The sequence below is a fragment of the Nocardiopsis sp. TRM 82005 genome (assembly GCF_056312425.1).
The window spans coordinates 56625-78948 of sequence record NZ_JBWDTQ010000016.1; the positions used below are offsets into that span (position 1 = coordinate 56625).

22 protein-coding genes and 1 pseudogene are annotated in these 22324 nt (G+C 70.6%); 17 read left to right on the forward strand and 6 right to left on the reverse strand.

Features of this window, described 5'->3' with window-relative positions; translation table 11 throughout:
- The first annotated feature begins 79 nt into the window (after positions 1-79).
- From AC0T5L_RS12800 to AC0T5L_RS12845, 10 genes are all read left to right on the forward strand, one after another.
- Positions 80-1825, forward strand: coding sequence for a DUF885 domain-containing protein (locus AC0T5L_RS12800; RefSeq protein ID WP_476165654.1), 1746 nt, complete (start codon positions 80-82; stop codon positions 1823-1825).
- Between the two features lie 288 nt (positions 1826-2113).
- On the forward strand, positions 2114-2689 hold the full coding sequence (locus AC0T5L_RS12805; protein WP_476165655.1) for an HIT family protein: 576 nt from the start codon (positions 2114-2116) through the stop codon (positions 2687-2689).
- A gap of 142 nt (positions 2690-2831) precedes the next feature.
- On the forward strand, positions 2832-3461 hold the full coding sequence (gene pgsA, locus AC0T5L_RS12810; RefSeq protein WP_476165810.1) for a phosphatidylinositol phosphate synthase: 630 nt from the start codon (positions 2832-2834) through the stop codon (positions 3459-3461).
- Positions 3462-3489: 28 nt separating this feature from the next.
- Positions 3490-4476, forward strand: coding sequence for a phosphatidylinositol mannoside acyltransferase (locus AC0T5L_RS12815; protein WP_476165656.1), 987 nt, complete (start codon positions 3490-3492; stop codon positions 4474-4476).
- A gap of 8 nt (positions 4477-4484) precedes the next feature.
- Positions 4485-5678 carry a glycosyltransferase family 4 protein gene (locus tag AC0T5L_RS12820; protein WP_476165811.1) on the forward strand — a complete coding sequence of 398 codons (1194 nt, stop codon included), beginning with the start codon at positions 4485-4487 and terminating at the stop codon, positions 5676-5678.
- 195 nt (positions 5679-5873) lie between these two features.
- Positions 5874-6374, forward strand: a complete 501-nt coding sequence (locus tag AC0T5L_RS12825; protein ID WP_476165812.1) for a hypothetical protein — start codon at positions 5874-5876, stop codon at positions 6372-6374.
- A gap of 241 nt (positions 6375-6615) precedes the next feature.
- Positions 6616-7527 (forward strand): pyridoxal 5'-phosphate synthase lyase subunit PdxS, encoded by a 912-nt coding sequence (pdxS, locus tag AC0T5L_RS12830; protein WP_476165657.1) that lies wholly within the window; start codon positions 6616-6618, stop codon positions 7525-7527.
- 142 nt (positions 7528-7669) lie between these two features.
- Positions 7670-8278 carry a pyridoxal 5'-phosphate synthase glutaminase subunit PdxT gene (gene pdxT / locus AC0T5L_RS12835; protein ID WP_476165658.1) on the forward strand — a complete coding sequence of 203 codons (609 nt, stop codon included), beginning with the start codon at positions 7670-7672 and terminating at the stop codon, positions 8276-8278.
- The gene (locus AC0T5L_RS12840; protein ID WP_476165659.1) at positions 8275-9024 is read left to right on the forward strand and encodes a YebC/PmpR family DNA-binding transcriptional regulator; all 750 of its coding nucleotides are present in this window, start codon (positions 8275-8277) and stop codon (positions 9022-9024) included. Before pdxT ends, AC0T5L_RS12840 begins: the two co-directional genes overlap by 4 nt.
- A 189-nt stretch (positions 9025-9213) precedes the next feature.
- The gene (locus tag AC0T5L_RS12845; protein WP_476165660.1) at positions 9214-9708 is read left to right on the forward strand and encodes a DUF4282 domain-containing protein; all 495 of its coding nucleotides are present in this window, start codon (positions 9214-9216) and stop codon (positions 9706-9708) included.
- 118 nt (positions 9709-9826) lie between these two features.
- Here AC0T5L_RS12845 and AC0T5L_RS12850 read toward each other — a convergent pair.
- Together AC0T5L_RS12850 and AC0T5L_RS12855 are read right to left on the reverse strand one after the other, a co-directional pair.
- Positions 9827-10135, reverse strand: a pseudogene (locus AC0T5L_RS12850) (triose-phosphate isomerase); the annotation flags it as partial.
- 300 nt (positions 10136-10435) lie between these two features.
- A complete protein-coding gene (locus AC0T5L_RS12855; protein ID WP_476165661.1) occupies positions 10436-10666 on the reverse strand; it encodes a phosphoheptose isomerase family protein in 231 nt (76 codons plus the stop codon).
- Here AC0T5L_RS12855 and AC0T5L_RS12860 point away from each other — a divergent pair.
- A complete protein-coding gene (locus AC0T5L_RS12860; RefSeq protein WP_476165662.1) occupies positions 10653-11063 on the forward strand; it encodes a hypothetical protein in 411 nt (136 codons plus the stop codon). The genes AC0T5L_RS12855 and AC0T5L_RS12860 overlap by 14 nt on opposite strands.
- 276 nt (positions 11064-11339) lie before the next feature.
- Here AC0T5L_RS12860 and AC0T5L_RS12865 read toward each other — a convergent pair whose 3' ends face one another.
- Together AC0T5L_RS12865 and AC0T5L_RS12870 are read right to left on the reverse strand one after the other, a co-directional pair.
- Complete coding sequence (locus AC0T5L_RS12865) at positions 11340-11765, reverse strand: PPOX class F420-dependent oxidoreductase (protein WP_476165663.1); 426 nt, start codon at positions 11763-11765, stop codon at positions 11340-11342.
- 278 nt (positions 11766-12043) lie between these two features.
- Positions 12044-13303 carry an NAD(P)/FAD-dependent oxidoreductase gene (locus tag AC0T5L_RS12870; RefSeq protein ID WP_476165664.1) on the reverse strand — a complete coding sequence of 420 codons (1260 nt, stop codon included), beginning with the start codon at positions 13301-13303 and terminating at the stop codon, positions 12044-12046.
- 343 nt (positions 13304-13646) lie between these two features.
- Between AC0T5L_RS12870 and ruvC the strand changes: the two genes are divergently transcribed.
- The 6 genes from ruvC (at position 13647) to AC0T5L_RS12900 (ending at position 20420) form a co-directional block, all read left to right on the forward strand.
- Positions 13647-14195 (forward strand): crossover junction endodeoxyribonuclease RuvC, encoded by a 549-nt coding sequence (ruvC, locus tag AC0T5L_RS12875; RefSeq protein ID WP_476165665.1) that lies wholly within the window; start codon positions 13647-13649, stop codon positions 14193-14195.
- A 50-nt stretch (positions 14196-14245) separates the two neighbouring features.
- Complete coding sequence (ruvA, locus tag AC0T5L_RS12880) at positions 14246-14866, forward strand: Holliday junction branch migration protein RuvA (RefSeq protein ID WP_476165666.1); 621 nt, start codon at positions 14246-14248, stop codon at positions 14864-14866.
- 192 nt (positions 14867-15058) lie between these two features.
- A complete protein-coding gene (gene ruvB / locus AC0T5L_RS12885; protein ID WP_476165813.1) occupies positions 15059-16123 on the forward strand; it encodes a Holliday junction branch migration DNA helicase RuvB in 1065 nt (354 codons plus the stop codon).
- A gap of 321 nt (positions 16124-16444) precedes the next feature.
- Entirely contained in the window at positions 16445-16810 is a 366-nt protein-coding gene (gene yajC, locus AC0T5L_RS12890; protein ID WP_476165667.1) for a preprotein translocase subunit YajC, read from the forward strand.
- A 290-nt stretch (positions 16811-17100) separates the two neighbouring features.
- Positions 17101-17655: an adenine phosphoribosyltransferase gene (locus AC0T5L_RS12895; protein WP_476165668.1), complete on the forward strand. Its 555-nt coding sequence runs from the start codon at positions 17101-17103 to the stop codon at positions 17653-17655.
- Positions 17656-18245: 590 nt separating this feature from the next.
- A complete protein-coding gene (locus tag AC0T5L_RS12900; RefSeq protein ID WP_476165669.1) occupies positions 18246-20420 on the forward strand; it encodes a RelA/SpoT family protein in 2175 nt (724 codons plus the stop codon).
- Positions 20421-20517: 97 nt separating this feature from the next.
- Here the strand turns inward: AC0T5L_RS12900 and AC0T5L_RS12905 are convergent, their stop codons facing one another.
- Both AC0T5L_RS12905 and AC0T5L_RS12910 read right to left on the reverse strand, forming a co-directional pair.
- The gene (locus AC0T5L_RS12905) at positions 20518-20985 is read right to left on the reverse strand and encodes a nitroreductase/quinone reductase family protein (RefSeq protein WP_476165670.1); all 468 of its coding nucleotides are present in this window, start codon (positions 20983-20985) and stop codon (positions 20518-20520) included.
- A 110-nt stretch (positions 20986-21095) separates the two neighbouring features.
- The gene (locus AC0T5L_RS12910; RefSeq protein ID WP_476165671.1) at positions 21096-22286 is read right to left on the reverse strand and encodes an acyl-CoA dehydrogenase family protein; all 1191 of its coding nucleotides are present in this window, start codon (positions 22284-22286) and stop codon (positions 21096-21098) included.
- Positions 22287-22324 lie beyond the last annotated feature (38 nt).

The window sequence follows — 22324 nt, forward strand, 5'->3', positions numbered from 1 at the left end:
CAGGGCCGGGGTCCCGCACAGAGCACGGCCCGGTTCCCGCGAGTCGGGAACCGGGCGTCCGTGCTGGCATCATGGCGTCATGAGCTCTTCCTCCCAGTCCGACTCAGAGGCGATGACCCGACGGTTCCGCGAGGTGGCCGAGCGCGTGCTCGACGCCCTGCTCGAGGACTCTCCGGAGTGGGCGCTGGACCTGGGCGACACCCGGGGCGCCGGTCGCCTGTCCGACCACTCCGCCGATGCCGACGCGCGCCGTGTCTCCGTACTCACCGACGCCCTCGGTTCCCTGGACGAGATCGACGGCGACCTGGTCCCCGAGGGCGACCTGGTCGATCTCGAGGTGCTGCGCACCCGTGTCAGCGCCGACCTGTGGCATACCGCCGAACTGCGGCCGCACACGTGGGACCCGCTCCTGCACTCGCCCGGTGAGGCCCTCCACACCCTTCTGGAACGCGACGCCCTCCCCCTTCCCGAACGCCTCTCGGCGCTCGCCGCGCGCTGTGCCGCGCTGCCCGACTACCTCGCCACCGCGCGCTCGCGCCTGTCCGAGGGGCCCGGCATGCCCCGGGTGCACGTCGAGACGGCCCTGGCGCAGGCCGACGGGGCCCGCGACATGCTCATCTCCGACGTGCCCGCGCTGGCCGCCAGAGAGCCGTCCGCGGCCTCCGAGGTGGAACCGGCCCGCGAGGCCGCCCTGGCCGCCGTGGAGGACTACGCGGCCTGGTTGCGCGGTCAGCTGGCGGGCGCCACCGCCGACCCCCGCCTGGGTGAGCGCGAGTTCGCCGCCCAGCTGTGGTACACACTCGACTCCGAGCTCTCACCCGAGGCGCTCCTGGTCCGTGCCGAGAGCGATCTGCTCGCCACCGAGGAGGCGATCGCCGAGGCCGCCGCCGAGTACCAGGGCACGCCGCGCCGGCTGGGGCAGGTGGCCGAGGTGCTCTCCGCGATCGCTGACGAGAACGCCACCGACGCCGACACCGTCCGCCCCGCCTGTGCCGACGCGCTACGGCACCTGAACGAGCGGGTGCGTGAGCTCGACATGGTGACGGTCCACGACGACCCGGTGCGGATCGTCCCGATGCCCGAGTCCCGCCGTGGAATCTCCGTGGCCTACTGCGAACCGCCCGCCCGTCTCCCCGCACCACCCTCAACGGACGCCTCCGGCGCGGTCACCCCCTCTCCGCTCGATGCCGGGGCCGGGGCCGGGGAGCAGCCGACCCTGATCGCCGTCTCCCCACCGCCCGCCGACTGGTCGGCCGAGCGCAAGGCGTCGTTCTTCCGCGAGTACAACGCGGGCATGCTGCGCAACCTCATGGTCCACGAGGCCGTGCCGGGGCACGCCCTGCAACTGGCCCACGCGGCCCGCCACACCGGCGGCACCCGAGTCGGAAACGCCCTGTGGAGCGGCACGTTCATCGAGGGCTGGGCGGTCTACGCGGAGGAGCTGCTGGCGGGGCGGGGCTGGTCGGAGGATCCCCGGGAGAACCTGGTACTGCGCCTGGTGCAGCTCAAGATGCGCCTGCGGATGATCCTCAACGCGATCCTGGACGTGCGCCTGCACACCGGGGACCTCACCGAGTCCGAGGCGATCACCCTGCTCACCCAGCGCGGCCACCAGGAGGAGGGCGAGGCGGTGGGCAAGTGGCGCCGGGCCCAGCTCACCAGCGCCCAGCTCTCGACCTACTACGTGGGATACGCGGAGATGTCCGACATCGCCCGCGACCTCGCGGCCGCACGCCCCGAGCTCAGCGAGCGCGAACGGCACGACGCGATGCTCGCCCACGGGGCGCCGCCCCCGCGCCACCTGCGCACCCTGCTGGGCCTGTAACCGCCCGAGGCGTCGTCCGGGTGTCCCGGGCCGAGGTCCCGAGTGCGTGGGAAGCCCCGCGCGCAGCGGAGCGAGGAGGCCGGATCGCCACTCCGGGCGGAGACGCACGCCCCGGCCGTTCCCACCGCGCCGATCGGAGGCGCACGCTCGGAAACCGGGGCGCCCCGGTCGGTGAGCGGTCCATGCGGGGTCGTCCACAGGCGCGCCGACCGCGGTGCGCCCTCCCCTCCGCGCTTCTATGCTTGGTGACGCGAGAGAGTACGGACAGGCGACGGAAACGGACGAGCCATGAGCGGTGCCGACAACGAGCACGGAAACGGTCCCGAAGACCCTCCCGGCGCGGGGACCGGCAGCCCCGATGCCTGGGAGCGGCTGTGGACACCGCACCGCATGGCCTACATCAAGGGTGAGAACAAGCCCACCGGCTCCCGTCCCGAGGACGGATGCCCCTTCTGCCGGGCACCGGGGCTGTCCGACCCCGAGGGCCTCGTGGTCGCCCGGGGCAGGGCGGCCTACGCGGTCCTCAACCTCTACCCCTACAACAGCGGCCACCTGCTGGTATGTCCCTACCGCCACGTCGCGGACTACACCTCCCTGGACGAGAAGGAGACCGCCGGAGTGGCCGAGCTCACCCAGGCGGGCATCCGCGCGCTGACCGACGCCTACCGGCCGCAGGGATTCAACGTCGGCATGAACCTCGGTACCGTGGCGGGTGCGGGGATCGCCGCGCACCTGCACCAGCACATCGTTCCCCGCTGGGGCGGCGACACCAACTTCATGCCCGTCGTCGGCCAGACCAAGGTGCTGCCCGAGATGTTGGAGCAGACCCGGGCCAAGCTGGCCGAGCACTGGCCCAGAGACTGAGGGACCCGGGCCGGAAACAGCCGAAGTCCGACACCACCCCCGCTCCGTCCCGACGGCGCACCACCCCACCGGTGCGGTTCCCACCCCCGCGACCGTTCCCGCCCTACGATCCCAAGAAGACATGCTGAGAATCCTTCGCCCCATGACCTCCCGGGTCACCGATCCGCTCGGCCGGAGCCTGGCCCGCATCGGACTCACACCGAACATAGTCACCATCGTTGGCGCCACCGGCGTCGTCGTCAGCGCCCTGTACTTCTATCCGCGCGGCCAGCTGTACGCGGGCTCGGTGGTCATCACCGTCTTCGCGCTCTTCGACATGCTCGACGGCGCCGTGGCCAGAGCCAACGACAGCGCCAGCTCGTTCGGCGCCTTTCTCGACTCCAGCCTCGACCGGGTGGCTGACGCCTCCATCCTCGCCGGGCTCATGTGGTGGTTCGTCGGGGAGGGCGACGACCCCCTGCTCGCCGGCCTCACCCTCTTCTGCCTCATCAGCGGCTTCATGGTGTCCTACATCAAGGCACGAGCCGAGGGCCTGGGGGTCAACTGCGACGTCGGCGTCGCGGAGCGCACCGAACGCCTGGTGATCATCCTGATCGCCGTCGGCCTCAGCGAGCTGGGCGTGCCCTACGTCCTCGCCGGGGGCCTGTGGCTGCTCGCCGGGATGAGCCTGCTCACCGTCCTGCAACGCCTGGTGGAGACCCGCGCCCGACTCAACGACCCCGGTCTCGCCGACGATGCCACCGGAACCGGTGACACCAGCGGCGGGGCCTGACCACGACAGGGACGACGGGGGAGACGACGTGGACGAACGCATGGCCGATCTGGCCTACTCGGCGGGATGGGCGATGATCCGCCGCGCTCCGGAGAGCGTGGGGCGTGCTGTGTTCCAACGCCTGGCCGACCGCTCCTGGCGCGCCCACGACGGCGGGACACGCGGCCTGGAACGCAACCTGCGGCGCCTGCTCGGCCCCGAATCCACCGACGCCCAGCTGCGTGCGTTGTCGCGTATGGGTATGCGTTCCTATATGCGCTACTACTACGAGATGTTCCGTCTCCCCGCGATGGGTGAGGGATACATCCTCGGCCGCACCCGCGTCACCGGGATCGAGGCGCTGGAGAAGCACATCCGCTCCGGCCGCGGCGTGGTCGCCGCCCTGCCGCACATGGGCAACTGGGACCATGCCGGTGCCTGGATCACCCTCAACGGCATCCCCCTGACCACCGTCGCCCAGCGGCTGCGCCCCGAGAGCCTGTTCCAGCGCTTCACCGCCTACCGGGAGTCCCTGGGCATGGAGGTGTTGCCGTTGACCGGGGGCGGCTCCAGCACCGTGGGCACCCTGGCCCGGCGACTGCGCGGGGGCGGACTGGTGTGCCTGCTCGCCGACCGCGACGTCAACGGCACCGGCCTGGAGGTGGAGTTCTTCGGTGAGAGCGCGAGAGTACCCTCCGGACCCGCCGCCCTGGCCCTGAACACCGGCGCCGCCCTGATGCCGGTCTCGCTCTGGTACGACGGCCCGTACTGGAACATCCGCATCCACGACGAGATCCCCGTCGCCGAGGGCGCCACCCGTTCCGAACGCGTTCAGGACACCACCCAGGATCTGGTTCGCGTCTTCGAGGGAGCGATCTCCGAACACCCCGAGGACTGGCACATGCTCCAGCCTGTGTTCAGCACCGACCACGAACACGACCGCGTCTCGCGCGGGCGGGCGGGGACGGCCCCGGCACCCGGGGCCCCAGGGGCCGGCGGGACGGGGACCCTCGAACGGAACGAACGGAACGGGTGACCGCGTCCATGCGTGTCGGTCTGGTCTGCCCCTACGCCTGGGACGTCCCCGGCGGGGTGCAGCAGCACGTCGGCGACCTCGCCGAGGCGCTCATCGGCATGGGCCACGAGGTGTCGGTCCTGGCGCCGGTGGGCGACGCCGACGGGAGCCGTCTGCCCCACTACCTGGTCCCCGCGGGGAAGCCGGTACCGGTGCCCTACAACGGTTCGGTGGCCAGACTCAGTTTCGGGCCCAGGGCCGCCTCGCGGGTGCGCCGGTGGATCTCCGAGGGCGGGTTCGACGTTCTGCACATCCATGAGCCCTCCTCACCGAGCGTCTCGCTGCTGGCGTGTTGGGCGGCCGACGGGCCGTTGGTGGCCACCTTCCACACCGCCAACCCGCGTTCGCGGGCGATGGCGGTCAGCTCCCCGGCACTGCGCTCGGCGATGGAGAAGATCAACGGGCGCATCGCCGTGTCCGAGGCGGCGCGGCGCACCCTGGTCGAGCACCTCGGCGGGGACGCCGTGCTCATCCCCAACGGGGTGGCGGCGCGCAGGTTCGCCCGGGCCGAGCCCCTGCCCGGGTGGCCGGGCGAAGGCGGCTCGATCGGCTTCCTGGGGCGCCTGGACGAGCCCCGTAAGGGCCTGGGAGTCCTGCTGGAGGCCTTCGCGCTGATGGCGCCGGCACGTCCGTCCCTGCGCCTGGTGGTGGCCGGTCCCGGAGATCCCTCCGCGGCCATGGCCGCCGTCCCCGAGCACCTGCGCGAACGAGTCGTGCTGCTGGGCCGCCTGGACGACTCGGACAAGGTGCGCGCCTACCACTCCGCCGACGTGTTCTGCGCGCCCAACCTGGGCGGGGAGAGCTTCGGCATCGTCCTGACCGAGGCGATGGCGGCCGGTGCGGCCATCGTGGCCAGCGATATCCCGGCCTTCTCCGCGGTCTTGGCCGGCGGTACCGCCGGAGAGCTGTTCACCGCGGGCGACCCCGCCCACCTGGCCGAGCGCGCCGGGACACTGCTGGACGCCCCCGAGCGGCGCGCCGAGCTGTCCCTGGCCGCGCGCCGTGCGGTGCGCTCCTACGACTGGGAGACGGTCGCCGCCGACGTCGCCCACGTCTACCGGACCGTCCTGATGTGGGACGGGGCGGGGCGCGGCCGCCCCGAGGGGGTGCGTCTGGACACCGGGCCCAGCGCCACCGCACTGCTGCACCGGGGGACGCCGTGACCACCGTCGTCAGCACGCCCGGACACGCACGCGTTCCGGGTGCTTCCGTCTCCGGAGCGGCCCGTTTCGGGAAGTCCGTCCCCGATGGCTCCGGCCCCGGCGCGTCCCTCGTGCCCCTCTGCCCGAGCGGGGTGAGCTGTCCTGACTGAGGACGTCCTCTTCGCCACCGCGGTCGTCGGGGCCCTTGTGGCGTTGGTGCTGTTCGGGTTCTACCTGTCGTGGCGGGCCACCCGCCTGCACCGCCTGCACCACCGCGTCGACACCGCCCGCGCCGGCCTTGAGGCCGCCCTGCTCCGGCGCCGCGCCGCCGCGCTCGCTCTGGCCGCGGCCGACACCGATGGGTTCGGCGAGCTGTCCGGGGCGGCCGTGGCCGCACGCGAGGCGGGGGAGGGCCAGCGCGACCTGGCCGAGAGCACGCTCTCCCGCGTGCTGCGCGCCTACCTGGAATCCCAGGGGACCACTGAGCGTTGGGAATCGTTGAGACCCCAGCTAGCCGAGGTGGAGGCAGCCGCCAAGGGTGTCCACATGGCCCGCACGTTCTACAACGGGGCCGTTTCCGACACCCACCGCGCCCGCCGCTCCAGACTTGTGCGGGCGTTCCGGTTGGCGGGCACGGCGCCGCTGCCGGACTTCTTCGAGATCGACGACCAGCCGCCGCGCATCCCCCTCCTACCGGTTGGGCCCGACACCCTGTAAGGGAAGGACCCTCGAAAACGCCGATCTGGCCAAAACCCCCGAAAGGGGGTGGAAGTAGGATGGGAGGCTGGTCGACCAGGGTGCGCGGCGCCGACGGTGTCCGCGTATCTCCGCGTGAGGCCGCCGACCCCGCTGCCCGCGACCGTGGCGCCGCCCGCAGGCCCCGGCACAGCCGGGAGGACGCGGCGCCGCTCGGGAACCTCAACCCTCAGCAGAACCAAGACAACGGGAGTCCACAACCGTGGCCAACAACGCATCGAACACCTCTGACAACGCCGTCGGTACCGAGCGTGTCAAGCGCGGCATGGCCGAGCAGCTCAAGAACGGCGTCATCATGGACGTCGTCACGCCCGAGCAGGCCAAGATCGCCGAGGACGCCGGTGCCGTCGCGGTCATGGCCCTGGAGCGCGTCCCGGCCGACATCCGCAAGGACGGCGGCGTCGCCCGCATGTCGGACCCGGACATGATCGACGGCATCGTCGAGGCCGTGTCCATCCCCGTCATGGCCAAGGTCCGCATCGGCCACTTCGTCGAGGCACAGGTCCTGGAGTCGCTCGGTGTCGACTTCGTCGACGAGTCCGAGGTCCTCACGCCCGCCGACGAGGCCCACCACATCGACAAGTGGGCGTTCACCGTCCCGTTCGTGTGCGGTGCGACCAACCTGGGCGAGGCGCTGCGCCGCATCGCCGAGGGCGCGGCCATGATCCGCTCCAAGGGCGAGGCCGGGACCGGAAACGTCGTCGAGGCCACCCGCCACATGCGGTCCATCCGCGCCGAGATCAAGCGCCTGGGCACGTTGGACGGGGCCGAACTGTTCGGCGCCGCCAAGGAGCTGAGCGCCCCGGTCGAGATCGTCAAGGAGGTCGCGGCGCTGGGCAAGCTCCCGGTTCCGCTGTTCTCCGCCGGAGGCGTGGCCACCCCGGCCGACGCCGCGCTCATGCGCCAGCTCGGCGCCGAGAGCGTGTTCGTGGGCTCGGGCATCTTCAAGTCCGACGACCCGGCCAAGCGTGCCGACGCCATCGTGCAGGCCACCCTGCACTACGAGGACCCCGCCGTGATCGCGCGCGTGTCCCGCGGCCTGGGCGAGGCCATGGTCGGCATCAACCTGGACGACCTGTCCGACTCCCAGCGCTACGCCGGTCGCGGCTGGTAGCCGATACCATCGGCGCGCCCGCCCACGCCCGGGAGGCGCATCCACCGGTGCCGACCAGCGGATGGCCGCGGTCCACGGGGGCGGGGCCGGACGGCTCCACCCCCGCCGTGCAAGTACGCGAGCCAAACGAGTGAGGCCGTTCTTGACCGTAAGACCCACCATCGGCGTTCTCGCCCTCCAAGGCGATGTCGCCGAACACCTGCGCGTCCTCGACACCCTGGACGCGCACACCGTCAAGGTGCTCTCCCCCGACCAGTTCGACACCCTGGACGGACTGGTCATCCCCGGCGGGGAGTCCACCACCATGTCCAAGCTGGCCGTCCGGTACGGCCTGCTGGAGCCGCTGCGCAAGCGGATCGCGGCGGGGATGCCCGTCTACGGCACGTGTGCCGGGATGATCATGCTCGCCGACCGGGTTCTGGGCGGGACCGCCGACCAGCAGACCGTCGGCGGGATCGACATGTCCGTGCGCCGCAACGCGTTCGGACGTCAGACCGAATCGTTCGAGGCAGCCGTGCCCATCGACGGTTTGGAGGGCGACCCCTTCGACGCGGTGTTCATCCGCGCCCCCTGGGTGGAGTCGGTGGGGCCCGAAGTCACCGTGCTCGGCGAAATTCCGGGCCCTGATGAGGCCGGTAGGATCGTCGCCGTACGACAGGGCGGCCTGATGGCCACGTCCTTCCATCCCGAACTGACCGGCGACACGCGCGTCCACCGCCTTTTCGTCGACATCGTGAAAGGACACTCATGAGCGGCCACTCGAAGTGGGCCACCACCAAGCACAAGAAAGCCGTCATCGATGCCAAGCGCGGCAAGCTCTTCGCCAAGCTGATCAAGAACATCGAGGTGGCCGCGCGTACCGGTGGCGGGGACCCCGACGGGAACCCGACGCTCTACGACGCCATCCAGAAGGCGAAGAAGAGCTCGGTGCCGCTCGACAACATCGAGCGCGCCCGCAAGCGCGGCTCCGGCGAAGAGGCCGGCGGTGCCGAGTGGCAGACCATCATGTACGAGGGTTACGCGGCCGGCGGCGTGGCGTTGCTGGTGGAGTGTCTGACCGACAACCGCAACCGTGCCACCTCCGAGGTGCGCGTGGCCGTGAACCGCAACGGCGGCAACATGGCCGACGCCGGTTCGGTGTCCTACCTGTTCAACCGCAAGGGCGTCGTGATCGTGTCCAAGGAGGGCACCACCGAGGACGACGTGACCCTGGCGGTACTGGAGGCCGGTGCCGAGGAGGTCGAGGACCTGGGTGAGTCCTTCCAGATCGTGTGCGAGGCCACCGACCTCGTGCAGGTGCGCACCGCGCTCCAGGAGGCCGGGATCGACTACGACTCCGCGGAGTCCAGCTTCCTGCCGACCATGGAGATCCCGGTCGACGCCGACGCGGCCAAGAAGGTGATGCGGGTGGTGGACGCGTTGGAGGACTCCGACGACGTGCAGAACGTCTACACCAACGCCAACATCCCCGACGAGGTCATGGCCGAGATCGGCTGATCCCCGGGACCCGACGCCTGTGGCCGCGCCCCTGCCGGGCCGCGGCCACAGGCGTTTGCGCTGTCAGGGCCTTCTGCGGACTCGACAGGTGTTCGGCGCGGTGAGAGTACAGTGTGCGGTGTCGTGCGCGGCACCCGCGTCCCGTGCGCGACGGTTCCCCATCTTCGACAGGTACTGAGGACCAGGCACATGAGTACTCCTCCGGAACACCCCCACGACCCCTCGCAGCCCTACGGGCAGCAGCCGCAGTACCCGCAGCAGCCGCAGTATCCGGGAGCTCCCCAGGGGACGCCTCCCGGCGGATCGGGCTACCAGGCCTACGGCGGCGCCGGTGCTCCGCCCTCCCAACCCGTTCCGGGCGTCCCGCAGGCGAACCCCGGCGCGGGGACGGGGTTCTTCGGGGCGCTGTTCGACTTCTCCTTCCGCGAGTTCGTCACCTCCAGGATCATCAAGGTCCTCTTCGTCCTCTGGCTGGTCCTCATCGGGCTCTTCACGCTCTCCGGAGTGATCAGCTCGGTCGGGATGATGGGCTTCGCCCCGATGGTCGGGATCCTCTCGCTCTTCGGCAGCCTGATCGGCGGTGCGATCGCCGTGCTGCTGTCCCGTGTCACCCTGGAGCTGCTCATCGTCGTCTTCCGCATCAGCGAGGACCTCTCGGCCATCCGGCGACGGGGCGGCATGTAGCCGGCCCGGTCAGCACAGGGGACACGGCCGTTTCGACTGCCGTGGTCGCTGTCGCGGACCCCTGGCCTCTCGCCGCCGGGGCGGGGAACAGCTGCGCGGTGCCACTGCCGGGACCGGGTCAAGTTGACCGTACCTGGCTGACCGGGGCGGGGGACGGGGCGCCGACGGTCCATGCGGGCCCGTACACCACCAGGGGCGCGGTGTCGGGAAGCCGGCCGAGCACGGCGGAGAGCTGGGCTCTCGCTACCGAGGCGGCCCGGTCAACCGGCATGGGCACGTCCTCGCCGACGCACAGGACGGGTGTCATCCCGGCCGAGGCCGCGGCCAGCGCCTTGTCCGCGGTAACGGTGTCGTCCTCGCCCAGGCGGCGCCGTTCACAGTGCCCGACCATGACATAGGAGCAGCCGAGCTCGGCGAGCAGGCTCGCGGCGGTTTCCCCCGGTGGGCGGGCGTTCGTCCCTCCAGCAGTCCTGTGCGCCGACGGTGACCCCCGTACCGTCCAGGATCCTTCCGGCGGGCTCCACGAGGGCGGCGGGCAGCAGCGCGAAGAAGCCGGTGCGGGCGATGAGCTCGGCGTCCGACCGTGCCCCGGCGGCCCGCCTCTCCAGGGAGGCGCGGCCGAGGCGTTTTGGAGTTCGTCCCGGTCACCAGGGGCGGCAGTGGGCCCGTTCCGGTCGTTTCACGGTCCGGTGTTCTCTCGATCACGAGGTTCCCCGAGGAAGTACTGCTATTCCAGGTTGGTGTGGCGCCGGAGCATTCCCTCCTGTGTCGCTGTGCCGGAGGATTCCAGGGCGATGACGACACAGTCGAAGAAGAGATAGGCGCTCTGTTCGAAGAGGGTTCCGATGAACTGCGTCGAGGGGCGGGGACTGCGGTTGGTGCCGTACTCGGTGAGGCCGACGACGGTGCCGCTGATCGCGGCGAGTTCGGACCGGGGGTCGCTGGTGACCGACGCCACCCGGCATCCGGCGGCGGAGGCGTTGCGGGCGATGCTGGTGACTGAGGGGTGGCTCCAGAACCGCTACGAGCAGGTCGCCGGGTCCCATCGCCGGTGTGGTCACGGCCTGGGCGACGTAGGCCTGGAAGCCCATGTGCGTCAGGCGCATCGCGGAGGAGTCCACCGCGAGTTTGGAGCGTCCGGCATCCAGTGTGGCGATGCGCCGGGCAGCGAGCAGTTCGTCGATGAGGAGAGCGGCCTGATCAGGATCGACCATCCTCAGTGTCACGTCGATCTCACCGGTGATCCGCTCGCGGGCCGCGGAGAACACCTTCGAGTGCCTGGGGGAAGGGTGGGGGACGGAAGAGCCTGGTCGCTGTGCTTCATCCGGATTCTGGCGGATCATGGATTCACCTGAGAACGTGATATCGGTTCTTACGGTTCAGGCTATGTGCTCATGGTCCGGCATGAAGGACAAAAAGGTGTGCCCTTTCCACTGCAGAAGTGTTTCTCTTATTCGGTTAATGCGGACGTAGGCGTTTTTCTCGATACTCGAGGGAGATGGTGCGTCCTGTGGTGGGACGGGTGCGCGCGGACATCGGAGACCGTCACGACGGGGTCCGCGAGGCCGCGGCGGGCCGCGCCCCGATCGGTCCGGCCTGTGCGCCGGTACACGGGCCGGAGTGCCCCGAGGTCAGTCGAGCATGTCGAAGGCGGCGATCACTTTGGTCGGCCGCACACGGACCGTGAGCTCTCCGGGTCCGCCGTTGCGCTGCCCGAACTCCTCGGCCTGCTCCGCGCCCACGTAGCGATGGGCGATCTCGGTAGCGGTGCGCACCAGCTCGTCGGGGTCCTCGGAGACGCTGGCCTCACCCTGGACCTGGACGAAGGCGTAGGGCGGCTCCGGCAGGTCGACGGTGAGCGTCACGCGTGGATCGCGGGCGATGGAGCGGCCCTTCGCGGTGCCGCTCCCGGTGTTGAAGACGATTTCGCCGTCCTCGACGGTGAACCACACCGGTACCGCCAGTGGCCGCCCGTCCGAGGCGGTGTAGGCGAGCATGCCGGTGCGGGTGCCCTGGAGAAGGAAGTCGCGGACGCGGGGATCGGTAAGAGAAGCCACGCGCTCAACCTAGTGCGCGTTCGCGGACTCCTCCAGCGAGACACGACGCCACCGGGACAACCGCGGCCCCAGGAGCGCGGGGAGGAGACGCGGTCGTGGGAGCACGTCGCCACGGTCACGGGAACCCCGTGCCAGCCGCTGGACTCCTCGCCCCGGAGCATCCCCGGCAACGCTCCCGTCCGACAGTGTCGTTCCACCAGCCTCATCCACTCCTCCAAGGGGTGAGCACCGGGGCCCGGGCCCGCCTCGTACGCTAAGCGCCCGATCAGCGTTTCCCCTCAGCGCAGGGGATCGAGGGCGCGCAGCTCCTCGGGGCGCTCCCCGGTGGCGATCTGCTCGGCGAGCAGCCGCCCGGTGACCGGTCCGTGGGTGAGCCCCCACATGCCATGCCCGCCAGCCATGTACACGCCGGGCGCACGGGTCGCCCCGACCAGGGGCACACCGTCGGGGGTGACCGGACGGGGACCGACCCACTCGTCGGTGCGGCCGTCCCACTCCACACCCGACAGGTAGGAGCGGGCGGAGGCGGTCACGGCCTCGACGCGCCGGTGGTCCAGGACCGAGCCGGGACGGCGGAACTCCATCGTTCCCGCCACCCTCAGGGCCCCCTGGTAGGGCGTGCACGCCACCCGGGCCTCGGGGAGGTAGACCGGGCCGGGCACGGATTCACGGGCGGGGACGGTGAAGGAGTAGCCCCGGCCCGCGCGGACCTGGGTGCGCACACCGTGGGCACGGGCGAGCCCGTCGAACCAGGCGCCGTTGGACACCACGACGGCGTCCGCGGGCAGCGGCTCGTCCTCGGAGGAGGTCGTGATGACCGTGCCGCCGCCGGCGCGGACGTCGACGGCCTCGAACCCGCCGCGGATCTCCCCGCCGCGTTCGAGCACGGACCGGGCCAGGTTCCTGACCAGCGTGCCCGGGTCGACGTAGCGCTGTCCGTCCAGACGCACGGCCGCACCGATGCGCTCGGAGGCCTGGGGCAGCGCCTCGCGCACCTGGTCACCTGTGAGTGCGCTGTAGTCCACGTGCAGGCCGGAGCGGGTGACGCGTCGCAGCTCCCGCAGCAGACCGGTCGCCGCGCCCGGTGAGCGGAAGAGCGCGGTGATGGGTGCGTCCACCATGGTCGTGTGCACACCGCCCTTGGCCAGGAGGTCGAACGCGTCCAGGCACGCGGTGTTCAGCGGCAGGTTGGCACGCATGGCCCGGTCCCACGCGCCCCACCGGCAGTGGGCGGCGAAACGGGCGAGGAACAGCCACAGCTCGGGGTCGAGGGTGGCCGGAACCGACAGCGGGGCGGCGGGGTCCAGGAGGGAACGGATGCCGTAGCGCAGGACCCCGGGTTCGTTCAGGGGCAGGGCCAGCGCGGGGGAGAGCCACCCGGCGTTGCCCCAGGACGAACCCGAGCCGACGTCGTCCCGGTCGACCACGGTGACGTGTACGTCGTGCTCCTGGAGGAACCACGCCGTCGAGAGCCCGACGATCCCAGCCCCCACGACCAGCACCTTCCGTGTGCGGCCGTCGAGCCCCGTGTCCGCCATTCCCGCGTCTCCCCCCTCGGATATCCGTGCTTCCAGCCACCAGTCTGCTTGACGACTCCAAAGCAGGGCTTGTTGAAAACAGACAAAGAGCTTTCCCCTGTTTGTGCTCATCGACCAAGGAGGAGGGATGGTGCGGCCCTGCCCCGCGTCGGGGCCCGAGAACGGTACTGTCCCCAGGGCACCGCCGAAGGTGGAAGGCTGGGGGCAGGCGGATCGTGTTCTCCGGACCGCGCCGGCCACCGGTCGACCGTTCACGGACACACCTGATCGGTCCGACGCCGAGGGTCGGTGCCCACCGCTAGCATGGTGCGAACTGGCGTTCGATAAGATGAGGGTGAAACGCGTGCGCGTGTTGGGGATCGACCCGGGACTGACCCGGTGCGGTATCGGTGCCGTCGAGGGCTCCATCGGCCGACCGCTCACCCTGCTCGGCGCCGACGCCGTTCGCACCAGCGCCGACACCGACCTGCCCCAGCGGCTGGTGGGCATCGAGCGCGGGATCGATGAGTGGCTGGACCACTACCGGCCCGACGCCGTCGCGGTCGAGCGCGTCTTCGCCCAGCACAACCTCAGCACCGTCATGGGCACCGCTCAGGCGAGCGGCATCGCCCTGGTCTGCGCGGCCCGCCGTGGTCTGCCCGTGGCCATGCACACTCCCAGCGAGGCCAAAGCCGCCATCACCGGCAACGGCCGCGCCGACAAGGCGCAGGTCGGCTCCATGGTGGCGCGTATCCTCGGACTCGACGGACCTCCCAGGCCCGTCGACGCCGCTGACGCCGTCGCCCTGGCCATCTGCCACATCTGGCGAGGCGGGGCCCAGACCCGCGTCGCCCAGGCCCAACAGGATTTCGCCCGCAAGGTGGAACTGGCCCGCCGTACCCGCGGCCGGTAATCCCTCGCCCCCAGGAAGGAGAAGGGCACCGTCCCCGGTGCCCACACGAGATGATCGCGTTCCTCACCGGCCGGGTGGCCGCACGTGGCGCGAGCAGCGCCGTGATCGACGTCGGCGGGGTCGGCATGACAGTGCAGTGCACCCCCTCCGCGCTGTCCCGCCTGCACGTGGGCGAGACCGGTACCGTCGCCACCAGCCTCGTCGTCCGAGAGGACTCCCTGACCCTGTTCGGGTTCGCCGACGACGACGAGAAGCACCTGTTCGATCAGTTGCAGACCGCTTCGGGCGTCGGTCCTCGCCTGGCCCTGGCCATGCTCGCCGTCCACAGCCCTTCCAGCCTGCGCCACGCCGTGTCCACCGAGGACACCGCCGCTCTCACCCGCGTGCCCGGTATCGGCAAGAAGGGCGCCCAGCGCATCGTCCTGGAACTGCGCGGCAAGCTCGACGCACCCGTGCTCACCGACGGCACCCTCCCCGGCACCGAGGCCGAGGCGCCCGGGGGCGAGTCCAACGGAGCCTGGCGCGGCCAGGTCGTCTCCGGCCTGACCAGCTTGGGCTGGTCGGCCAAGGACGCCGAAGCCGCGGCCTCGGCCGTGGCCGCCGAGGCCAAGGAGACCGACGACGTCGCCGTCCTGCTGCGCAGCGCCCTGCGCAGTCTCAGCCGCGCCTAGGTCGTTCTTGGAACGTTTCGTGCTCGTGGAGTGTCGGCTACGCCGGCAGAGACGAAAGCATCCGAGAGCACTCCCTAGGGGAAAGGAGTACCCGTGTACCACTCCCACGAGGAACCTGCCGAACCCCTCCGCGGGTCCGCCCCGGAGGAGGACCCCGCCTACGAGCGCGAGGCGGTCTCGCCCGACGCCAGCATGGACGACCACCAGGTGGAGAGCGCGCTGCGCCCCCGCGTCCTGGACGAGTTCGTCGGCCAGGAGCGCGTGCGCGAACAGCTCTCCCTGGTGCTGCACAGCGCCCAACGGCGCAACCGGGCGCCCGACCACATCCTGATGTCCGGCGGTCCGGGCCTGGGCAAGACCACCCTGGCCATGATCATCGCCGCCGAGATCGGTGCTCCGCTGCGCATCACCTCCGGTCCGGCCATCGAGCGCTCCGGCGACCTGGCCGCGGTGCTCTCCAGCCTTCGGGAGGGCGAGGTGCTCTTCCTGGACGAGATCCACCGGATGGCCCGTCCCGCCGAGGAGATGCTCTACGTCGCGATGGAGGACTTCCGGGTCGACGTCATGGTCGGCAAGGGTCCCGGCGCCACCGCGATCCCTCTGGAGATCGCCCCGTTCACCCTGGTCGGGGCCACCACCCGGGCGGGCATGCTCCCCGCCCCCCTGCGCGACCGCTTCGGGTTCACCGCGCACATGGACTTCTACACCCCCGCGGAGCTGGAACTGATCCTGCACCGCTCGGCCGGTCTGCTCGGCGCGCCCCTGGCGGAGGACGCCGCCCGGGAGATCGCCGGGCGCTCGCGCGGCACGCCCCGGATCGCCAACCGGCTGCTGCGCCGGGTGCGCGACTACGCCGAGGTGCGCGGTGACGGCAGGTTGTCGCTGTCCACCGCCCGTGCCGCGCTTGAGCTGTACGAGGTGGACAGGCTGGGCCTGGACAGGCTGGACCGGGCCATCCTCGATGTACTGATGAACCGCTTCCGCGGCGGCCCGGTCGGACTGTCCACGCTGGCGGTCTCGGTGGGGGAGGAGGCCGAGACCGTGGAGGTCGTCGCCGAGCCCTTCCTGGTCAGGTCCGGCTTCCTGGCCCGCACCCCGCGCGGGCGGGTGGCCACCCCGCAGGCCTGGGCGCACATGGGGCTCACACCCCCGCCGGACGCGGCCTTCGGCGCGGCGGCCGCCAACGGTGCGGGGGCGGCCAACGGCGGTCCCCCTCCCGTGGGTGGCTCCGAGACCGGCGGCACCGCAAGCCCCTGACCGGGAACGCTGACACGAGGCGTCAGCGCGGGCACAATGGGTGGCACGCGTGGAAACCGGGGCTGAACCGTTAACACTCCGATCTCAGCCGGTGGGATATCGGTGACCGACGCCACGTAAGCTGGGACGAACCAGCCGATACGGGGCAAGGCTCCGTGCGTGTCGTTCGACACCGGCGGAACGAGTCCGCTCTCCAGCGCGTTGTACGTGCCGGGTACGGTTCGGACCGCACGGTCCGGACCGACGCGAAGAAGGTGGCCGTGGCGGTGTCCGAGCCGGCAGCCGTCGGCCACACGACGAAACGTCAGGAAGGACGCCCCCGTGCAGGGCCTTTACCACCTCGCAGCCGAAGGAGAGCCCACGGGCGGACTCCTCGGTATGCTGTTCCCGTTCCTGCTGATCCTTCTGGTGTTCTGGCTGCTGTTCTGGCGCCCGAACCAGAAGCGCCGCCAGCAGGAGACGCAGATGCAGAAAGCCTTGGCCCCCGGTGTCGAGGTGATGACCAAGGCCGGCATCTTCGCCACCGTCGTCGAGATCCACGAGCAGGACGCCGTGCTGGAGATCGCGCCCGGCACCCGCATCCGCATGCTCAAGGCCGGTATCGGCGAGGTCGTCACCCCGGCCGCCGATGACACGCCGGTGGAGGACCGCCCCGACTTCGGCGACGACGACAAGCCCAAGGGCTAGGAGCCCAGGGGCAGGTCGTGTCGATGCGGACGAAAGCTTCCACGGAACACTCCCTGCTCACCCGTCCGCCGGACGGTGCCCCGCCACGCGACGGGGGAGCAGCGCCGTACGGCTGCCGCGGCCCGACAGACTTCGGTACCGGCCCCCGACCGGGGGCCGGTACCGCTGTGTGCGGCAGGAAGCCGACGGCTCAGCGCTCCGATCCGTAACTCCTGCGGCTCCAGCGGTTCGCAGCCCCAGCAGTCCGGAACCCCGGACAGCCCACAATCCAGTAGAAGGTCCCACCGCACATGCCCGACGACACCGCGACCGCGGACGCCGTCCCGAGCCCGGAGCTCATCCAGGCGCACATTCGCGATATCCCAGACTTCCCGCACGCCGGCATTCTGTTCAAGGACATTACGCCGCTGCTCAACCACCGGGAGGCCTTCGCCGCCGCGGTGGACGGCCTCGCCGAGCCCTTCCGCGGCGTCGGGGTGGACCACGTGATCGGCCTGGAGGCGCGGGGGTTCATCTTCGGGGCCCCGGTCGCCATGGCACTGGGATCCGGCTTCGTTCCCGCGCGCAAAGCCGGGAAACTGCCCGCGAAGACCATCGACCAGGCCTATGATCTGGAGTACGGCACCGCGACCGTCGAGATTCACGCCGACGCCGTCACCCCGGGCAGCCGTGTGCTGATCGTTGACGACGTCCTCGCCACCGGCGGCACCGGCAAAGCCGCGGTGGACCTGGTCGGCAAGGCGGGTGGTACGGTCGTGGGATTCTCCGTGCTGATGGAGCTCTCCGCGCTCCGAGGGCGCGAGAAGATGCCCGACGTGGAGCTGCACACCCTCCTCTCGGTCTGACCCCGCCGACCCGCGCCGTGACCGGTGCCCTTCCCGTGGGGGAATGCGCGACGGTTCGTCATCGTTGATGTACTCCATCACCGGGGGTGTCGCCCCTGGTGGTCTGTGTCACACCCGGCAATGTGTCGGAAGCGGGAGGCTCGGACCATTCCCGTGTCCGCGGGGACGGTCCCACTAGACTGGTGGGAGAGGTACCGCGGCGGTCACGTCACGACTGGCCCTGATGACACGCACGTGCACCGGTGGAGCCGGGCGGCGCCGATGGCGCCCGCGCGACCCGGGCGGACCCGCGGGAGGTAGGCATGCCAAGCGAAGTGGTTTCGACCGGGGCGGTAGCGGCGAGCGAAACGCGGCAGAACGCCCCAGGTGAGCCGAGGCCGACCATGCCAGGAGGGCAAGCGGACGGCACCGGTGTGCCGGACGCCACCACAAGACCACGGGGAGACCGCCCGGAGGGCGCCGCGGACGAAGCGGCGCCCTCCGACGTCTCTGGAGCGGGAGCCACGCGGCAGCCGTCCCCCTCCACCACGCCCTCCACGGTGCGAGTACGCAGAAGGCTCGCCCGACTCGGCGCCCAGCGGGGAGTAACGATGAACCCGGTGCTCGAACCACTGATCAAGACAGTGCGTGCCACCCATCCGAAGGTGGACGTGCGGCTGATCGAGCGCGCCTACGAGGTCGCCGCCCACCACCACCGTGACCAGAAGCGCAAGAGCGGCGACCCCTACATCACCCACCCGCTCGCGGTCGCCACGATCCTCGCCGAGCTGGGCATGCAGGAGGCCACCCTGGCCGCCGCCCTGCTGCACGACACGGTCGAGGACACCGATTACTCCCTGGCGGAGCTGCGCGCCGACTTCGGCGACGAGATCACCGAGCTGGTCGACGGCGTCACCAAGCTCGACAAGGTCAAGTACGGCGAGGCCACCCAGGCCGAGACGGTCCGCAAGATGGTCGTGGCCATGGCGCGCGACATCCGGGTGCTGGTCATCAAGCTGTGCGACCGCCTGCACAACATGCGCACCCTGCGCTATCTCCCCTCCAAGGCCAAACGAGAGAAGAAGGCCCGCGAAACCCTCGAGATCTTCGCCCCGCTCGCCCACCGGCTGGGCATGAACACCATCAAGTGGGAGCTGGAGGACCTGGCGTTCGCCACCCTCTACCCCAAGCGCTTCGACGAGATCGCCCGCCTGGTGTCGGAGCGCGCTCCGCGCCGCGACGTCTACCTCCAGGAGGTCATCGAGGCGGTCTCGGCGGATCTGCGCGAGTCCAAGCTCAAGGCCACCGTGCGCGGGCGCCCCAAGCACTACTACTCGATCTACCAGAAGATGATCGCCCGCAACTGCGGCTTCGACGAGATCTACGACCTCATCGCCGTACGGGTACTGGTGGACAGCGTCCGCGACTGCTACGCGGCCCTGGGGACCATCCACGCGCGATGGAACCCGGTGCCGGGGCGGTTCAAGGACTACATCGCGATGCCCAAGTTCAACATGTACCAGTCGCTGCACACGACGGTCATAGGGCCCTCCGGCAACCCGGTCGAGCTACAGATCCGCACCCGGGCGATGCACCGGCGCGCCGAGTACGGCATCGCCGCGCACTGGAAGTACAAGGAGGACCGCGGTAGCGGGGGCGAGAAGCCCAAGGGCAGCTCCGACATGCAATGGCTGCGCCAGCTCATCGACTGGCAGCAGGAGACCAAGGACCCCGGCGAGTTCCTGGAGTCGCTGCGCTTCGACCTGTCGGTGCAGGAGGTGTTCGTCTTCACCCCGGGCGGCGACGTCATCTCCCTGCCGCAGGGCTCCACCGCCGTCGACTTCGCGTACGCGGTGCACACCGAGGTCGGTCACCGCACCGTGGGCGCCCGTATCAACGGTCGGCTGGTGCCGCTGGAGAACGAGCTGCACAACGGCGAGACGGTGGAGGTCCTCACCTCCAAGACACCCGACGCCGGGCCCAGCCGGGACTGGCTGAACTTCGTCAAGAGCGCACGTGCCCGCAACAAGATCCGCCACTGGTTCACCAAGGAGCGCCGCGAGGCCGCCATAGACCAGGGCAAGGACGAGATCGCCAAGGTCATGCGCAAGCAGGAGCTGCCGGTCAAGCGCCTGTTCAGCGGCGAGACGATCATCGCCCTGGCCCGCGACCTGCGCTATCCGGACGTGGACTCGCTGTACGCGGCCGTGGGCGAGCGCCAGGTCAGCGCGCAGCACGTGGTGGGCAAGCTCGTCGACTCGATGGGCGGGCTGGAGAGCCGCACCGAGGACATCGCCGAGTCGTCCCTGCCGACCAAGGCGGCGATCCGCCAGCAGCAGTCCGGAAACCCGGGCGTGGTCGTGGAGGGCGACGCCGACGTGTGGGCGCGCCTGTCCAAGTGTTGTACGCCCGTGCCGGGGGACGAGATCGTCGGCTTCGTGACACGGGGCAACGGAGTGTCGGTGCACCGCAAGGACTGCGTGAACACCGCGACCCTGGACACCGAACGCATGGTGAAGGTGGACTGGTCGCCCACTGAGGACTCCATGTTCCTGGTAGCGCTGCACGTGGAGGCCCTGGACCGGTCCCGGCTGCTGTCCGACATCACCCGGGTGCTGTCGGACCAGCACGTCAACATCCTGTCCGCGACCGTCCAGACCAGCCGCGACCGGGTGGCGCAGAGCCGCTTCACCTTCGAGATGGCCGATCCCGCCCACCTGGGCAGCGTGCTGCGCGCGGTGCGGAGCGTGGACGGCGTCTACGACGTCTACCGCGTACGCAACTGAGGGCGGCCACGACTCCTGCTCGCGGGGCGGCCCGAGGGCCCGGACGGGCGAGGACCCCGGGCACCCAGGGCGCCCGGGGTCCTCGCGGACCCTCCGGTCAGATACGGACCGTGGTCGAACGCACGATCTCGAAGACCGGGTGGCGGTCGGCCTCGGCGGCGAACGCCTCGTCCGGGGCGTCCGGCGGCGTCTCGAAGTACAGCCCCACCATGGCGGCCCGTGGGTGGTTCAGATACTCCCTCAGCAACGGGGCGGCTTCCTCGGCGTCCAGTTCGCGCACGCTGACCAATTCGATCCAGCCTCCCTGGCGCAGCGTCGCGAAGCCGTCCTTGCGCAGGTTGCGGACCCAGTCGACCTCCCCGTAGGGGGCGACCAGGAACCGGCCGCGGTCGCTGTCCAGCACACTGAGCGGGATGGTGCGCAGGAAGCCCGTCTTGCGCCCACGTGTGGTGAGCAGGTGCAACTCGGGCAGGCACACCCCGTACTTGACGAAGCCGCTGACGCAGGCGTTGGCCGTCCGCCGTAGCCGCGTCATCTCGAACCGCTTCGTCGGCTCGTTCCCCATCTCGGCAACTCCCTCGCTCGGATGCTCCCCATTCTGGTGGTTGCGCGCGGCCGATGACACCGGGGAGTGGAAACGCGCCCGCCTCCGCCCCCCGGCCTTTCGCACCGGGCCTAGCGGAACGCGGGGATCCCCGTCACCGACTGGCCGATGCTGAGCGCGTGGATCTCCTCGGTGCCCTCGTACGTGGCGACCGTCTCCAGGTTCACCATGTGCCGCATCACCGGGTACTCCAGTGTGATGCCGTTGGCGCCGTGCACCGAGCGTGCGGCGCCGGCCACCCTCTGGGCGGCGGCCACACACGAGAACTTGCCGAAGCTCACATGGTTGTGGTGGCAGTCGCCCCCGTCCTTCAGCCGACCGATCCGCAGCGCCGTCATGTTGGCGTGGTTGACGTCCACCACCATGTCGGCGAGCTTGCGCTGGGTGAGCTGGAACCCGGCGATGGGCCGACCGAACTGCTCGCGGCTCAGCGCGTACTCCAGCGCCGCCTCATAGCAGGCGCGGGCGGCACCGGCCGCGCCCCACACGATGCCGTAGCGGGCCTCGTTCAGACACGACAGTGGAGAGCCCAGACCTCGGGACAGGGGCAGCAGCGCGTCGGCGGGCAGCCGCACGTCCTCCAGCACGAGCTCGGAGGTGATGGACGCGCGCAGCGACAGCTTCCTGTGGATGACGTTGGCCGAGAACCCGGGGGTGCCAGCGGGCACCACGAATCCGCGTACCCCCTCGTCGGTGCCGGCCCACACCACCGCGACGTCGGCCACCGAGCCGTTGGTGATCCACATCTTGGTGCCGTTGAGCACCCAGTCCGACCCGTCCTTGCGGGCGCGGGTGCGCATGGAACCGGGGTCGGAGCCGGAGTCGGGCTCGGTCAGGCCGAAGCAGCCGATCGCCTCACCGGCGGCCATCCTCGGCAGCCACTCGTTCTTCTGTTCCTCGGAGCCGTACTTGTGGATGGCGGCCATCGCCAGCGAACCCTGTACCGACACGAAGCTGCGCAGGCCCGAGTCGACCGCCTCCAGCTCGCGGCAGGCCAGGCCGTAGGCGACCGCGCTGGAGCCGCCGCAGCCGTACCCCTCCAGGTGCATACCCAGCACCCCTAGGTCGCCGAAGGCCTTGGCCAGCCCGCGCGGATCGGGCAGGGTGCCCGCGTCGAACCAGTCGGCCACGTTCGGCAGCAGCTCGCGGGCCGCGAAGCCGCGCACGGCGTCGCGGACGTCGCGTTCGGTGTCGGACAGCTCGGCGTCCACGGACATGAAGTCGCTCGGGTCCGGGGCGGCGGGCTTACGGGAATCGGTCATGGTGTCCTTACCTTTCTTGTGGGTGTTCCCTTCGTGAT